Origin of the sequence: Citrobacter sp. HN-141 (genome assembly GCF_033341895.1) — a bacterium.
GTDB lineage: Bacteria > Pseudomonadota > Gammaproteobacteria > Enterobacterales > Enterobacteriaceae > Citrobacter.
On sequence record NZ_JAWPBF010000004.1, the window covers coordinates 103770 to 119679 of the forward strand.

The window sequence follows — 15910 nt, forward strand, 5'->3', positions numbered from 1 at the left end:
CGGATGTCGCCTTGTCCGGACTACCGTATTGAAATTTCAGGATTTTTACATGAATCAAATCGACCGACTGCTCGGTATTATGCAGCGCCTGCGCGACCCGGAAAACGGCTGTCCGTGGGACAAAGAGCAGACTTTCGCCACCATCGCCCCCTATACCCTCGAAGAAACCTATGAAGTGCTCGATGCCATCGCGCGTGAAGACTTCGACGATCTACGTGGAGAACTGGGGGATTTACTGTTCCAGGTGGTGTTTTACGCCCAGATGGCGCAGGAAGAAGGGCGCTTTAATTTTAATGATATCTGTGCGGCCATCAGCGATAAACTCGAGCGCCGTCACCCACATGTTTTTGCTGATGTCTCCGCCAGCAATAGCACCGAGGTGTTAACCCGCTGGGAGCAAATAAAAAGCGAAGAACGCGCCGAGAAGGCACAGCATTCCGCGCTGGACGATATTCCCCGCAGTTTACCGGCGCTGATGCGCGCTCAAAAAATCCAGAAACGCTGCTCCAATGTTGGTTTTGACTGGAAGACGTTAGGACCGGTGGTCGACAAGGTTTACGAAGAGATCGACGAAGTCATGTTCGAGGCGAAGCAGGCTGTCGTTGACCAGGCTAAACTGGAGGAGGAAATGGGCGACCTGCTGTTTGCCACGGTCAATATGGCCCGGCATTTAGGTACTAAAGCAGAGACTGCATTACAGAAAGCGAACGAAAAATTTGAGCGACGTTTCCGTGAAGTCGAACGGATTGTTGCTGAACGCGGTCTGGAAATGACTGGTGTTGATCTGGAAACTATGGAAGAAGTCTGGCAACAGGTAAAACGCCAGGAAATTGATCTCTAAGGGATTTCGTTGGTCAAGGGCGATTTGTGTGATTTTTTAAATAACAAGCGCTTGATTTACGTCAAAAACATTTACCCAAAAGAGGCTATTTTCTCTTCCCGTTATGTTGATGAAACACCTTGTATACTGCCTCTTCGAGTTATTCGAGTCGCAACAAGGCGGCGACTGAAAGAATCCCCAGGAACATAGAAATGCTATGTGACTGGGGTGAGTGAAGGAAGCCAACACCGGTGCGGCTTGAAGAACGAAGGAGAGGGAATAATGAAAGTTTGTGGCGCTCGTCATGTTCGGGTATACTACTTTCCCGTCTTGGTAATTCCATCGTTTCACCCTAACTTCTCAGGTCCAGCATGACAACGAACTATATTTTTGTGACCGGCGGGGTCGTATCCTCTCTGGGAAAAGGCATTGCCGCAGCCTCCCTGGCAGCCATTCTTGAAGCCCGTGGCCTCAATGTAACCATGATGAAACTGGATCCGTACATCAACGTCGATCCAGGTACTATGAGCCCAATCCAACACGGGGAAGTGTTCGTTACCGAAGACGGCGCTGAAACCGACCTGGACCTGGGTCACTATGAGCGTTTCATCCGCACCAAAATGAGCCGCCGTAATAACTTCACCACCGGTCGTATCTACTCCGACGTTCTGCGTAAAGAACGCCGTGGCGACTACCTGGGCGCGACCGTTCAGGTTATCCCGCACATCACGAATGCCATTAAAGAGCGCGTTCTGGAAGGCGGTGAAGGTCATGATGTTGTTCTGGTCGAAATCGGCGGAACCGTTGGGGATATCGAATCTCTGCCGTTCCTTGAAGCGATTCGCCAGATGGCCGTAGAAATTGGTCGTGAGCACACGCTGTTTATGCATCTGACGCTGGTTCCGTACATGGCGGCGGCAGGTGAAGTCAAAACTAAACCGACTCAGCACTCTGTAAAAGAGCTGCTTTCTATCGGTATTCAGCCAGATATCCTGATTTGCCGCTCCGATCGCGCAGTTCCGGCTAATGAACGTGCAAAAATTGCATTGTTCTGTAACGTTCCGGAAAAAGCGGTGATTTCTCTGAAAGATGTCGATTCCATCTATAAAATCCCGGGCCTGTTGAAATCTCAGGGCCTTGACGATTATATTTGTAAACGATTCAGCTTGAACTGTCCGGAAGCGAATCTGTCAGAATGGGAACAGGTTATCTACGAAGAAGCCAATCCGGCAGGCGAAGTGACTATCGGTATGGTCGGCAAGTACATTGAGCTGCCGGATGCCTATAAGTCAGTTATCGAAGCGCTGAAGCACGGTGGCTTGAAGAATCGTGTCACCGTCAACATCAAGCTGATTGATTCGCAGGATGTTGAAACGCGTGGTGTTGAGATCCTGAAAGGTCTTGATGCCATCCTAATCCCAGGCGGCTTCGGCTACCGTGGTGTTGAAGGTAAAATCGCGACAGCGCGCTTTGCGCGTGAAAACAATATTCCTTATCTGGGCATTTGCCTGGGTATGCAGGTTGCGTTGATTGAGTTTGCTCGTAACGTCGTGGGAATGGACAACGCCAACTCCACAGAATTTGTGCCAGACTGTAAGTACCCAGTGGTGGCCCTGATTACTGAATGGCGTGATGAAGACGGCAATGTCGAAGTCCGTACCGAGAAGAGCGATCTGGGTGGCACAATGCGTCTTGGTGCGCAACAGTGTCAGCTGAGCGATGAGAGTCTGGTGCGTCAACTGTACGGTACGCCGACAATTGTTGAACGCCATCGCCACCGCTACGAAGTCAACAATATGCTGTTGAAACAGATTGAAGCTGCGGGTCTGCGTGTTGCAGGCCGTTCCGGTGATGATCAGTTGGTCGAGATCATTGAGGTACCGAATCATCCGTGGTTCGTGGCCTGTCAGTTCCACCCGGAATTTACTTCCACGCCACGTGATGGGCACCCGCTGTTCGCCGGCTTTGTGAAAGCCGCCAGTGAACATCAGAAGCGTCAGGCGAAGTAAGAAGTAAAAAGTTAGAACGGCAATGCACCCATCAGGGTGCATTGTTTGTCTGGAGTTTTAGTTTAACTTGTACTGAGGAAAACCTAATGTCCAAAATCGTTAAAATCATCGGTCGTGAAATCATCGACTCCCGTGGTAACCCGACTGTTGAAGCCGAAGTACACCTGGAAGGTGGTTTCGTTGGTATGGCAGCAGCTCCGTCAGGTGCTTCTACTGGTTCCCGCGAAGCACTGGAACTGCGCGATGGCGACAAATCCCGTTTCATGGGTAAAGGCGTACTGAAAGCTGTTGCAGCTGTAAACGGCCCGATTGCTCAGGCTCTGCTGGGTAAAGATGCTAAAGATCAGGCTGGCATCGACAAGATCATGATCGATCTGGACGGTACTGAAAACAAATCCAACTTCGGTGCAAACGCCATCCTGGCTGTGTCCCTGGCGAACGCCAAAGCAGCAGCTGCTGCTAAAGGCCTGCCGCTGTATGCACACATCGCTGAACTGAACGGTACTCCGGGCAAATACTCCATGCCGGTTCCGATGATGAACATCATCAACGGTGGTGAGCACGCTGACAACAACGTCGACATCCAGGAATTTATGATTCAGCCGGTTGGCGCTAAATCCCTGAAAGAAGCCGTTCGTATGGGTTCCGAAGTGTTCCACAACCTGGCTAAAGTTCTGAAAGCTAAAGGTATGAACACTGCAGTGGGTGACGAAGGTGGCTACGCGCCGAACCTGGGTTCCAACGCTGAAGCTCTGGCTGTAATCGCTGAAGCGGTTAAAGCAGCAGGCTACGAGCTGGGCAAAGACATCACTCTGGCGATGGACTGTGCAGCGTCTGAATTCTACAAAGACGGTAAATACGTTCTGGCTGGCGAAGGCAACAAAGCGTTCACCTCCGAAGAATTCACTCACTTCCTGGAAGAACTGACCAAACAGTACCCGATCGTGTCCATCGAAGATGGTCTGGACGAGTCTGACTGGGACGGTTTCGCATACCAGACTAAAGTACTGGGCGACAAAATCCAGCTGGTTGGTGACGATCTGTTCGTAACCAACACCAAGATCCTGAAAGAAGGCATCGAAAAAGGCATCGTTAACTCCATCCTGATCAAATTCAACCAGATCGGTTCTCTGACCGAAACTCTGGCTGCGATCAAAATGGCGAAAGACGCTGGCTACACTGCTGTCATCTCTCACCGTTCTGGCGAAACTGAAGATGCTACCATCGCTGACCTGGCTGTTGGTACCGCTGCAGGCCAGATCAAAACGGGTTCTATGAGCCGTTCTGACCGTGTTGCTAAGTACAACCAGCTGATTCGTATCGAAGAAGCTCTGGGTGAACACGCTCCGTACAACGGTCGTAAAGAGATCAAAGGTCAGGCGTAATCCTGTTCTTTCTCTGATTTAAAAATGCCAGCCTTCGGGCTGGCATTTTTTTGCCTGCACAATCGCAACCTATTTAAAGTCCACCGCCATTTGCTGTGGAATAGTCAGCCCACGTGTCGTCTGCACACAGCGCTCAATGTAATCGGTAAAACGCGGCGGCTTCGGCATCCCCATGCTGAGCAGCTTATCATTGCTGAATCGCACGTTCAGCGTTGCGAACGCGCCGTACAGACGCATGGCTTTCAGCATCAGTCGTTCGTTGCAGGGGCCAAAAATATTCTTCAGTTCACGGCGCATTTGGACCAGCGTTTCATAGCTGACCTGTGCGTATTTATTGCCGACGGGAGCTTGTTCCAGCGCAGATGCCATCGCGCTATCAATATCTGCAAACCTCACGCTATTTTCCTCTCCTGCTGAGATGTGCACCACTTCACCGCGAGCGAGCGGGCTGCTCAGTAACATCAGCAATGCATCGGCGCAGTAATCAACCGGGATCACGTCAATACGGTCTTCCATCGAACACATAAATTTTTGTAGCATCAGACCCATGCTGAATACCCAAAAAATACTGCTGGAGGGTTGGCAGCCATGATGAGTATGGCCAACAACGATAGAAGGCCGTGCGATAACCAGTGGTAATGTTGGGCATTCCTGTTGCATCAGACGCTCTATCGTGGATTTAGAGTGCGTATACTCAACCAGATGCTCAGCATGCTCGCGAAATTCTGCACTTTCTGCCACCAGTGAATCGGGTTCTGGGGAGCATGACATTGCTGTACCAACGTGAAGAAAACGCTGCAGGCTGCCGACACAGGCCATTTTCCGGGCGAACTTTAGCGTTCCTTCGACATTTACTTTCCAGATAAGCGGGTTGTTGCCAAAAGAGGCGACGGCGGCGCAGTTGATGACATGAGTAACCTGGTCCAGACGCGGGTCGTTAAGAAACGCTTCGGGTTCTACCAAATCACCCAACAGGATATTCTGCGGGCTAAGTGCGGCCAGCTTTTCTTCTGCAATATTGAATTTGCGCAGATTTTCCTTTATCCGTTCCAGCGCAGATACATCATTATCGGCACGAACTAAAAGCAGCAGATTAAATCCATTTGTCTGATTCAGAATGTTTTCTAAAACGGCTCCGCCCAAAAAACCGGTTGCGCCAGTAATTAATAGTGTATTCATGAATGCAGTCTCATTAGGAGGGGTGACTGGATTCTAGGCGCGGATAATTAAACGGAGATTAAATGGAAAATTAGCGTAAGTTTAAGTTTCTTAAGCCTATTTTAATATAAAAAATACCGCGGATCGAATTTGACTATGTGTGATGATAATAAATTCATAATTTCATGTATCCGTTTGTACATGCTTGAAATATTTTACTTTTAAAATATTTATACTATTTTTATAAGGTTATTATCAAAAATATTTTGTTACATCAAAACGCTGCCTGAACAGTGATGAAATTAAATCACAGTGATTCGAACATTGCAGACGCAAACACGAGATCATGTTTCATGATTTTTTAACTCAGGGGACAGCGCAGCCGGGGGCAAGACCTGAGCGTGCAAATCTGCAATAATACGCGTTCATAACCCTAAACAGAGAAGACTATGCAGTACCCGATTAACGAGATGTTCCAGACCCTGCAAGGTGAGGGTTACTTTACCGGCGTCCCCGCCATTTTTATTCGTTTACAGGGATGCCCGGTTGGCTGTGCCTGGTGCGATACCAAACACACCTGGGATAAGCTTGAGGATCGGGAAGTCTCCTTATATAGCATCCTGGCCAAGACGAAAGAGAGTGATAAATGGGGCGCGGCGAGCAGTGAAGATCTGCTGGCTGTTATTCAGCGTCAGGGCTATACCGCCCGACACGTGGTGATCACCGGTGGTGAACCCTGCATTCACGATCTGATGCCACTGACCGACTTGCTGGAAAAAAACGGCTTTAGCTGCCAGATTGAGACCAGCGGGACACACGAAGTTCGCTGTACGCCGAATACCTGGGTGACGGTATCGCCGAAGGTGAATATGCGTGGCGGCTATGACGTACTGTCACAGGCGCTGGAACGAGCCAATGAAATCAAGCATCCGGTGGGTCGCGTTCGCGATATTGAAGCGCTGGATGAACTGCTGGCCACGTTAAGCGATGATAAACCACGCATTATTGCGCTGCAGCCAATCAGTCAGAAAGAAGATGCTACGCGTTTGTGTATTGATACCTGTATTGCGCGTAACTGGCGTTTGTCGATGCAAACGCATAAATACCTGAATATTGCCTGATGAGTTTTGCCGGGGGCGCTTCGCTTGCCCGGCCTACGCGTGTTAATAAGGTAGGCCGGGATCAGACGCGAGGCGTCGCCATCCGGCAAGGTCGGGATCACTCTCCGCGATAAACGCAACCTGCTGTGCAGGTCTCTTTTACCATCACTGCGCTCAGCAGAGGAACAACCGGTTTTACCTGTTCCCAAATCCAGCGAGACAAGACTTCGCTGGTTGGGTTTTCAAGACCCGGGATATCGTTCAGGTAGTAGTGATCAAGCCTGTCGTACGTCGGCTTGAACGCCGCTTTTAACTCGGCGAAATCCATGATCCAACCGGTATGTGGATCGACTTCACCGGTAATTTCAAGACGCACCATAAATGAGTGACCATGCAGACGGCCACACTTGTGTCCTTCCGGTACGTGCGGCAGGCGGTGAGCGGCTTCGAAGGTGAAATCTTTAAACAAGGTGGTGGACATTATTTACTCTCAAGAATGCGAAAAACCGGCGTAGGGTACCGGAAAGCACATTTTTGCGCATTAACTAAAACGGCCCTGACCAGTAAATGGATATATTCATTTGAGCTATTGTAATTAACTCATTATATATCATGCAGTTATTTAATCGCTTTTGTTGTTAATAACTATAGCTAAAACAGGTTAGTTCATTTGGTTATTTGTTATTTCCATCCCTTCTTTAATTGTTACTATCCCCGCCGTTAACCTTATCTTCAGTTTGGGTTTTATTGCTGAAATCCGCTTTGCTTACTGGAACATGACAACGCATGACGACACAGGCCCCACCTTCCGCTTTGCTCCCGCTAAATCCGGAGCAACTGGCACGCCTTCAGGCGGCCACGACCGATCTTACACCCTCGCAGCTTGCGTGGGTGTCTGGCTATTTCTGGGGCGTGCTAAATCAGCAGCCGGGAACGAATGCTGCAGCGCCTGCGCCTGCTGCTGAAATGCCAGGAATTACACTCATCTCGGCTTCGCAAACCGGTAATGCGCGTCGCGTGGCGGAAGCCTTACGCGACGATCTGATCGCTGCGAAGCTCAATGTCACCCTGATCAATGCTGGCGATTATAAATTCAAACAAATTGCCAATGAAAAATTGCTGGTCGTGGTGGCATCGACTCAGGGAGAAGGTGAACCGGCGGAAGAAGCCGTGGCGTTGCATAAATACTTGTTCTCTAAAAAAGCGCCGAAGCTTGAAAACACGGCCTTCGCCGTATTTGGCCTTGGCGATACGTCTTACGAATTTTTCTGCCAGTCAGGTAAAGACTTTGATGCGAAACTGGCAGAGTTGGGTGGTGAACGCCTGCTGGACCGCGTTGACGCTGATGTCGAGTATCAATCGGCGGCGGCAGAATGGCGTGCCCGTCTGGTTGATGTACTAAAGGCGCGTGCGCCTGTTGCATCGTCTGCACAGGCCGCAGCGAGCGGTGCGGTTAACGAGGTGCACACCAGCCCTTACACCAAAGAAGCACCGCTGAGTGCAACACTTGCGGTGAATCAGAAAATTACCGGTCGCGACTCTGAAAAAGATGTACGCCATATCGAAATTGATCTGGGGGATTCTGGCCTGCGCTATCAGCCAGGCGACGCACTGGGTGTCTGGTATCAGAACGATCCGGCCCTGGTCAAAGAAATTGTGGAACTGCTGTGGCTGAAAGGTACTGAGCCGGTCACCGTTGAGGGCAAAACGCTGCCGCTCGCAGACGCGCTGGAGTGGCATTTCGAATTGACCGTCAACACGGCCAACATCGTGGAAAACTATGCCACCCTGACGCGCAGCGAAACGCTGTTGCCGTTGGTCGGCGATAAAGCGCAATTACAGCATTACGCTACAACCACCCCCATTGTCGATATGTTGCGTTTCTCCCCGGCACAACTCGATGCCGACGCGTTAATTGGCTTGCTGCGTCCGCTGACGCCACGCTTGTACTCCATTGCCTCATCCCAGGCTGAAGTGGAAAGCGAAGTACATATCACCGTGGGTGCCGTGCGTTTTGAGGTTGAAGGGCGTGCGCGTGCAGGCGGAGCTTCTGGCTTCCTTGCCGATCGCGTTGAGGAAGAGGGCGAAGTGCGTGTGTTCATTGAGCATAACGACAACTTCCGCCTGCCGGAAAATCCGCAAACACCGGTCATTATGATCGGGCCTGGAACTGGGATTGCGCCGTTCCGCGCCTTTATGCAGCAACGTGCGGCAGACGGTGCCGAAGGCAAAAACTGGCTATTCTTTGGCAACCCACACTTTACCGAAGATTTCCTATATCAGGTGGAATGGCAGCGCTACGTCAAAGAAGGCGTACTCAGCCGTATCGACCTTGCCTGGTCCCGTGATCAAAAAGATAAAGTCTACGTACAAGATAAACTGCGCCAACAGGGTGCAGAACTGTGGCGCTGGATTAATGACGGTGCGCACATTTATGTCTGCGGCGACGCCAATCGCATGGCGAAAGACGTTGAGCAGGCTTTGCTGGAAGTGATTGCCGAATTCGGTGCTATGGATATCGAAGCGGCGGATGAATTTTTAAGTGAGCTGCGCGTTGAGCGCCGTTATCAGCGAGATGTCTACTAATGAGCGAAAAACATCCAGGACCACTGGTGGTCGAAGGTAAGCTGTCCGACGCTGAACGTATGAAGCTGGAAAGCAATTATCTGCGCGGCACCATTGCCGAAGATTTAAATGACGGCCTCACCGGCGGATTCAAAGGCGATAACTTTCTGCTGATCCGTTTTCACGGTATGTACCAGCAGGACGACCGCGATATCCGCGCCGAACGTGCCGAACAGAAGCTGGAGCCGCGCCACGCGATGCTGCTGCGCTGCCGTCTGCCGGGCGGGGTGATCACCACCAAACAGTGGCAGGCGATCGATAAGTTTGCCCATGACAACACGATTTACGGCAGCATCCGCCTGACCAACCGCCAGACGTTTCAGTTTCACGGTATTCTGAAGAAGAACGTTAAACCGGTGCACCAGATGCTGCATTCAGTGGGGCTGGACGCGCTGGCGACCGCCAACGATATGAACCGTAACGTGCTGTGTACTTCCAACCCGTATGAATCTGAGCTGCATGCTGAAGCGTACGAGTGGGCGAAAAAGATCTCCGAACACTTGCTGCCCCGTACTCGCGCTTATGCGGAGATCTGGCTGGATCAGGAAAAAGTCGCGACCACGGATGAAGAGCCGATCCTCGGCCAGACCTATCTGCCGCGTAAGTTTAAAACGACGGTGGTGATCCCGCCGCAGAACGACATCGATCTGCACGCTAACGATATGAACTTCGTGGCGATTGCCGAAAACGGCAAGCTGGTGGGCTTTAACTTGCTGGTTGGCGGTGGACTGTCTATTGAGCACGGTAACAAGAAAACCTACGCACGCACCGCAAGTGAGTTTGGTTATCTGCCGCTGGAACACACCTTAGCGGTGGCAGAAGCGGTGGTGACCACGCAGCGTGATTGGGGCAACCGTACCGATCGTAAAAACGCCAAAACCAAATACACGCTGGAGCGGGTAGGTGTCGAGACGTTTAAAGAGGAAGTTGAACGTCGTGCGGGGATCAAATTCGAGCCGATTCGTCCGTATGAGTTTACCGGTCGTGGCGACCGAATTGGTTGGGTGAAAGGGATCGACAATAAATGGCACCTGACGCTGTTTATTGAAAACGGCCGTATTCTGGATTATCCGGGGCGTCCGCTGAAAACCGGCTTGCTGGAGATCGCGAAGATCCACAAAGGCGAGTTCCGTATCACGGCCAACCAGAACCTGATCATTGCCGGTGTCCCGGAGAGTGATAAGGCGAAGATTGAGAAGATAGCGCAGAAAAGCGGTCTGATGAATGCGGTGACCCCGCAGCGTGAAAACTCAATGGCCTGCGTCTCGTTCCCGACCTGTCCGTTGGCAATGGCGGAAGCCGAGCGTTTCCTGCCGTCGTTCACTGACAAAGTGGAAGATATTCTGGCAAAACACGGCATTCCTGAAGAGCACATTGTGATGCGCGTGACCGGCTGCCCGAACGGCTGTGGCCGTGCGATGCTAGCCGAACTGGGGCTGGTGGGTAAAGCGCCGGGGCGCTATAACCTGCATCTGGGCGGTAACCGCATGGGGACGCGCATCCCGCGTATGTATCGCGAAAACATTACGGAAACTGAGATTCTCGCTTCCGTAGACGAACTGGTTGGGCGCTGGGTGAAAGAGCGCGAAGCGGGTGAAGGCTTCGGCGACTTTACGGTGCGTGCGGGCATCATTCGCCCGGTGCTCGATCCCGCGCGTGATTTCTGGGAATAACCCGAATTGCTGGATGGCGGCATGAATGCCTTATCCGGCCTACAGTCTGCGTAGGCCTGATAAGCGAGATGCCATCAGGCAAGGCATATAGCGAGGAACTTATGTCCAGACTCGATCTAAATGGCCTGAACGCACTGCCAAAAGTTGAGCGTGTTATGGCACTGGCAGAAACCAACAGCCAACTGGAAAAGCTGAGCGCGGAAGAACGCGTAGCGTGGGCGCTGGAAAATCTGCCCGGTGAATATGTCCTTTCATCAAGTTTTGGTATTCAGGCGGCGGTCAGCCTGCATCTGGTGAACCAGATTCGCCCGGATATCCCGGTGATCCTCACCGATACTGGCTATTTATTCCCGGAAACCTACCAGTTTATCGATGCGTTAACGGACAAACTCAAACTCAACCTGCAGGTCTACCGAGCGAAAGAGAGCGCGGCCTGGCAGGAAGCGCGCTACGGCAAGTTGTGGGAACAGGGTGTTGAAGGTATTGAGAAATACAATGACATCAACAAAGTCGAACCCATGAACCGGGCGCTGAAAGAGCTGAACGCACAAACCTGGTTTGCGGGTCTGCGCCGCGAGCAGTCCGGTAGCCGTGCACATTTACCGGTATTGGCTATTCAGCGCGGCGTATTTAAAGTGCTGCCGATTATCGACTGGGACAACCGTACGGTATACCAGTATCTGCAAAAACACGGTCTGAAATATCATCCGCTGTGGGATCAAGGCTACCTGTCAGTGGGTGATACCCACACGACGCGTAAATGGGAGCCAGGCATGGCAGAAGAAGAGACGCGCTTCTTCGGGCTGAAACGCGAATGTGGGCTGCACGAAGGGTAACAGGAAAGTGGCCCGGTAAGATTTACATCCTACCGGACCACTTCTTCAGGGTTTACCCGCCTTTGCCAGTTCTTTGACCAGCGGCAGCATAATGCGTACGACGTCGCGGCTGCGATGTTCAATCCGGCCTGGAAGCGCTTTATCGATATGCTGCTGGTTGTCCAGACGCACGTCGTGCCAGCTGTTACCGGCGGGGAAAGAGGCAGTTTTGGCGCGTTGCTGATAACCGTCTTTTTTACCCAGGCTCCAGTTGGTTGCTTCTACCGAGAGTACGGCGATTCCCGCTTTGTCGAAGACCTCGGCATCGTTACAACATCCGGTTCCTTTCGGATAGTCTTTGTTCAGGCCCGGGTTGGTACTGGCGGCGATACCGCGACTGCGTGCAATTGCCAGCGCCCGGTCGCGCGTCAGTTTTCGTACGGCTTCCGGGGTTCTTTTCCCACTATTGAAGTAGAGCTTATCCCCGACGATCAGGTTATCGAGGTTGATAACCAGCAGCGTATTTTTCTTCTCTGCTGCACTCATGCGCTTGAGGGTATTTTCTGCACCCAGTTTGCCTTCTTCCTCGCCGCTGGTGGCGATAAACCGAATGCCGTACTGTGTTGGCACATTTTTAAGTTTGTCAGCCAGCTCCAGCATGACGCCCAAACCTGCGGCGTTATCGTCGATGCCCTGCAAGGTTAATCCGCCCAGATTAGCATCGGAATCGGCATCGCTCTGCGCGGCGTAAGTGTCGAGATGCGCCATGATAATAATCTGCTGCGGTGCTTTGCCTTCATGTGCTGCAATGACGGTACTGCCCGTCACGTTATGCCAGTTCTTACGGTTGTCTTTGGCGGTATAAATATAACGGCTATTAAACGTCCGAATATCACTGCGATAGCCCATCTGCTGAAATTGCTGACGTAAATAATCAGCAGAGAGCATTTCTGCCGGAGAGCCCGTCACGCGGCCAGGAAAGAATGTTGCGATATATCGGGCCTGAGTATTTGCCATATCTCCGGGCTTCGAAGAGGTTGCCTGTACGGGAAGGATAAAGCACGCGCCGAGCGCCAGGGCGGTAGTCAGGTGGCGCAATGCGGAAAACATAGTGAGTCCTTAAATACCAAGCAGAAATTTTTAGCCGATAGTATGAAACCGTGATCGAAGTAAAACAATTTCATTTGCTCCTAAATGCCCGAAATCCGGCGGCTTAAGCACTTTTTGAACTTTGCTTTTCCAAATCGTTATTCCTTTGAGGAACTACTCATTCCAATTCGTAATTTCATTCGCTCTCTTGCCCTCCCTATAGTCAGGTTATCTGAACTTCGTTAGCAAAATAACGGCAATACATAGGAACGGTTATGGATCAAAAACGACTTACCCACCTGCGGCAACTGGAAGCGGAAAGCATCCATATCATTCGTGAGGTGGCCGCCGAGTTTTCGAATCCGGTGATGATGTATTCCATCGGCAAGGATTCCAGCGTAATGCTGCATCTGGCGCGCAAAGCGTTTTATCCTGGTTCACTGCCGTTTCCTCTGCTGCACGTTGATACCGGTTGGAAATTCAGCGAGATGTATGAGTTTCGTGACCGCACGGCAAAAGCCTACGGCTGCGAACTGCTGGTACATAAAAACCCGGAAGGGGTGGCGATGGGCATCAACCCGTTTGTCCACGGTAGCGCCAAGCATACCGACATTATGAAAACCGAAGGGTTGAAGCAGGCGCTGAACAAATACGGTTTTGACGCAGCATTCGGCGGCGCACGTCGTGACGAAGAGAAATCGCGTGCCAAAGAGCGTATTTACTCCTTCCGCGACCGCTTCCACCGCTGGGACCCGAAAAACCAGCGCCCGGAGCTGTGGCATAACTACAACGGCCAGATTAACAAAGGCGAAAGCATTCGCGTATTCCCCCTCTCTAACTGGACGGAACAGGATATCTGGCAGTACATCTGGCTGGAAAATATCGACATCGTACCGCTGTACCTCGCGGCGGAGCGTCCGGTGCTTGAGCGCGACGGCATGTTGATGATGATTGACGACGACAGGATCGATCTGCAGCCTGGTGAGGTTATTAAAAAACGGATGGTGCGTTTCCGTACTCTCGGCTGCTGGCCGCTCACTGGCGCGGTGGAATCTAATGCGCAGACGCTACCAGAAATCATCGAAGAGATGCTGGTCTCAACCACCAGCGAACGTCAGGGCCGCGTGATTGACCGCGACCAGGCGGGCTCCATGGAGCTGAAGAAACGTCAGGGGTATTTCTAAGGAGCCGCCATGAACACGACACTTGCACAACAAATTGCTAATGAAGGCGGCGTTGAAGCCTGGATGGTTGCCCAGCAACACAAAAGTCTGCTGCGCTTTTTAACCTGCGGTAGCGTGGATGATGGGAAAAGTACCCTGATTGGACGTCTGTTGCATGATACCCGACAGATCTACGAAGATCAGCTCTCATCGCTGCACAACGATAGTAAACGTCATGGCACGCAGGGCGAGAAGCTCGATCTGGCGCTGTTGGTTGACGGTTTGCAGGCCGAGCGCGAACAGGGTATCACTATTGATGTGGCCTACCGTTATTTTTCCACCGAAAAACGCAAATTTATCATTGCGGATACTCCCGGTCATGAGCAGTACACCCGCAATATGGCAACCGGCGCGTCGACCTGCGATCTGGCGATCCTGCTGATCGATGCGCGTAAAGGCGTGTTGGATCAGACCCGCCGTCACAGCTTTATTTCTACGCTGTTGGGAATAAAACATCTGATCGTTGCGATCAACAAAATGGATCTGGTGGATTTTAGCGAAGAGACATTTAACCGCATTCGTGAAGACTATCTGACCTTTGCAGAGCAGTTGCCGGGCAACCTGGATATCCGTTTTGTACCGCTTTCAGCACTGGAAGGTGACAACGTGGCGTCGCAAAGTTTCAGCATGCCGTGGTACAGCGGTCCGACGCTGCTGGAAGTGCTTGAAACCGTTGAAATCCAACGTGTTGTCGATACGCAGCCGATGCGCTTCCCGGTGCAGTATGTGAACCGCCCAAATCTTGATTTTCGTGGTTATGCCGGAACGCTGGCCTCCGGTAGTGTGAAGGTGGGACAACGCGTCAAAGTGTTGCCGTCTGGCGTTGAGTCGAGCGTCGCCCGGATTGTCACGTTTGATGGCGACTTGCAGGAAGCGCATGCCGGTGAAGCTATTACCCTTGTGCTAAAAGATGAGATCGATATTAGCCGGGGCGACCTGTTACTTGATGCCGGTGAAACGCTGCCGACAGTACAAAGCGCTGCAGTTGATGTGGTGTGGATGGCGGAACAACCGTTGTCGCCAGGGCAGAGCTACGACATAAAAGTCGCAGGTAAGAAGACCCGCGCACGCGTAGATAGCGTGCAATATCAGGTCGATATAAACAACCTGACCCAGCGTGAAGTCGAAGCCTTACCGCTGAACGGCATCGGTCTGGTTAATTTGACGTTTGATGAACCGCTGGTGCTGGATACCTATCAGCATAATCCGGTCACGGGCGGCCTGATTATCATTGACCGTCTGACGAACGTCACCGTCGGGGCGGGACTGGTACGCGAGCCGATCGTCCAGGAGCCGGCCACGGCATCCCCGTTCAGCGCGTTTGAACTGGAGCTCAATGCGCTGGTGCGTCGCCACTTCCCACACTGGGGTGCGCGCGATCTGCTGGGAGGAAAATAATGGCGCTGCATGACGAAAACGTCGTCTGGCATGCCCATCCTGTTACGCCGCAACAGCGGGAGCAACACCACGGCCATCGTGGTGTTGTGCTGTGGTTTACCGGGCTGTCTGGTTCCGGTAAATCCACGGTAGCGGGAGCGCTGGAAGAAGCGCTGCACAAGCAGGGGGTTAGCACCTATCTGCTGGATGGCGATAACGTGCGCCACGGCCTGTGCAGCGATCTCGGATTTAGCGATGCCGATCGTAAGGAGAATATTCGCCGGGTTGGCGAAGTGGCTAACCTGATGGTGGATGCGGGGCTAGTGGTACTGACTGCCTTTATTTCCCCTCATCGTGCTGAACGACAGATGGTTCGCGAACGTGTGGGTCATGGGCGTTTTATAGAGGTGTTTGTCGATACGCCGCTGGCAACCTGTGAATCACGTGATCCAAAAGGGTTGTATAAAAAAGCGCGGGCGGGTGAGTTACGCAATTTTACTGGCATTGACTCGGTATACGAAGCGCCTGAATCGCCAGAGATTCATCTGAATGGTGAACAATTAGTAACAAATTTGGTCTCTCAATTATTAGACCTGCTGAGGCAGGAAGATATTATCAGATCCTGAGACACCCGAG

The 15910-nt window shown here is 51.9% G+C and carries 13 protein-coding genes; 10 read left to right on the forward strand and 3 right to left on the reverse strand.

What is annotated here, in order from left to right; translation table 11 throughout:
• The first annotated feature begins 49 nt into the window (after nt 1–49).
• The 3 genes from mazG to eno all read left to right on the forward strand — a co-directional run bounded on the left by mazG (nt 50) and on the right by eno (nt 4214).
• Nucleotides 50–841 (forward strand): nucleoside triphosphate pyrophosphohydrolase, encoded by a 792-nt coding sequence (mazG, locus tag RYZ59_RS06540; RefSeq protein WP_318045729.1) that lies wholly within the window; start codon nt 50–52, stop codon nt 839–841.
• Nucleotides 842–1191: 350 nt separating this feature from the next.
• Nucleotides 1192–2829: a glutamine hydrolyzing CTP synthase gene (gene pyrG / locus RYZ59_RS06545; RefSeq protein WP_005130912.1), complete on the forward strand. Its 1638-nt coding sequence runs from the start codon at nt 1192–1194 to the stop codon at nt 2827–2829.
• A gap of 86 nt (nt 2830–2915) precedes the next feature.
• Nucleotides 2916–4214: a phosphopyruvate hydratase gene (gene eno / locus RYZ59_RS06550; protein WP_202037895.1), complete on the forward strand. Its 1299-nt coding sequence runs from the start codon at nt 2916–2918 to the stop codon at nt 4212–4214.
• A 69-nt stretch (nt 4215–4283) separates the two neighbouring features.
• Here the strand turns inward: eno and RYZ59_RS06555 are convergent, their stop codons facing one another.
• Nucleotides 4284–5393, reverse strand: a complete 1110-nt coding sequence (locus RYZ59_RS06555; protein WP_318045730.1) for an SDR family oxidoreductase — start codon at nt 5391–5393, stop codon at nt 4284–4286.
• A gap of 428 nt (nt 5394–5821) precedes the next feature.
• On the opposite strand from RYZ59_RS06555, the gene queE reads away from it, so the two are divergent.
• Entirely contained in the window at nt 5822–6493 is a 672-nt protein-coding gene (gene queE, locus RYZ59_RS06560) for a 7-carboxy-7-deazaguanine synthase QueE (RefSeq protein WP_040232204.1), read from the forward strand.
• Nucleotides 6494–6590: 97 nt separating this feature from the next.
• Here the strand turns inward: queE and queD are convergent, their stop codons facing one another.
• Complete coding sequence (gene queD / locus RYZ59_RS06565) at nt 6591–6953, reverse strand: 6-carboxytetrahydropterin synthase QueD (protein WP_041686189.1); 363 nt, start codon at nt 6951–6953, stop codon at nt 6591–6593.
• 305 nt (nt 6954–7258) lie between these two features.
• Between queD and cysJ the strand changes: the two genes are divergently transcribed.
• The 3 genes from cysJ to cysH all read left to right on the forward strand — a co-directional run bounded on the left by cysJ (nt 7259) and on the right by cysH (nt 11606).
• The gene (gene cysJ / locus RYZ59_RS06570; RefSeq protein WP_318045731.1) at nt 7259–9058 is read left to right on the forward strand and encodes an NADPH-dependent assimilatory sulfite reductase flavoprotein subunit; all 1800 of its coding nucleotides are present in this window, start codon (nt 7259–7261) and stop codon (nt 9056–9058) included.
• A complete protein-coding gene (gene cysI / locus RYZ59_RS06575; RefSeq protein WP_318045732.1) occupies nt 9058–10770 on the forward strand; it encodes an assimilatory sulfite reductase (NADPH) hemoprotein subunit in 1713 nt (570 codons plus the stop codon). Before cysJ ends, cysI begins: the two co-directional genes overlap by 1 nt.
• A gap of 101 nt (nt 10771–10871) precedes the next feature.
• A complete protein-coding gene (cysH, locus tag RYZ59_RS06580) occupies nt 10872–11606 on the forward strand; it encodes a phosphoadenosine phosphosulfate reductase (protein WP_318045733.1) in 735 nt (244 codons plus the stop codon).
• Between the two features lie 45 nt (nt 11607–11651).
• On the opposite strand, the gene RYZ59_RS06585 is transcribed toward cysH, so the two are convergent.
• Entirely contained in the window at nt 11652–12695 is a 1044-nt protein-coding gene (locus RYZ59_RS06585; RefSeq protein ID WP_318045734.1) for an aminopeptidase, read from the reverse strand.
• Between the two features lie 254 nt (nt 12696–12949).
• Between RYZ59_RS06585 and cysD the strand changes: the two genes are divergently transcribed.
• From cysD to cysC, 3 genes are read left to right on the forward strand one after another with little or no spacing between them, the layout of a single operon-like run.
• The gene (gene cysD / locus RYZ59_RS06590; protein ID WP_137382749.1) at nt 12950–13858 is read left to right on the forward strand and encodes a sulfate adenylyltransferase subunit CysD; all 909 of its coding nucleotides are present in this window, start codon (nt 12950–12952) and stop codon (nt 13856–13858) included.
• A 9-nt stretch (nt 13859–13867) separates the two neighbouring features.
• Entirely contained in the window at nt 13868–15295 is a 1428-nt protein-coding gene (gene cysN / locus RYZ59_RS06595; RefSeq protein ID WP_318045735.1) for a sulfate adenylyltransferase subunit CysN, read from the forward strand.
• Complete coding sequence (cysC, locus tag RYZ59_RS06600; protein ID WP_271442473.1) at nt 15295–15900, forward strand: adenylyl-sulfate kinase; 606 nt, start codon at nt 15295–15297, stop codon at nt 15898–15900. The genes cysN and cysC overlap by 1 nt, the downstream gene beginning before the upstream one ends.
• Nucleotides 15901–15910: the final 10 nt, after the last annotated feature.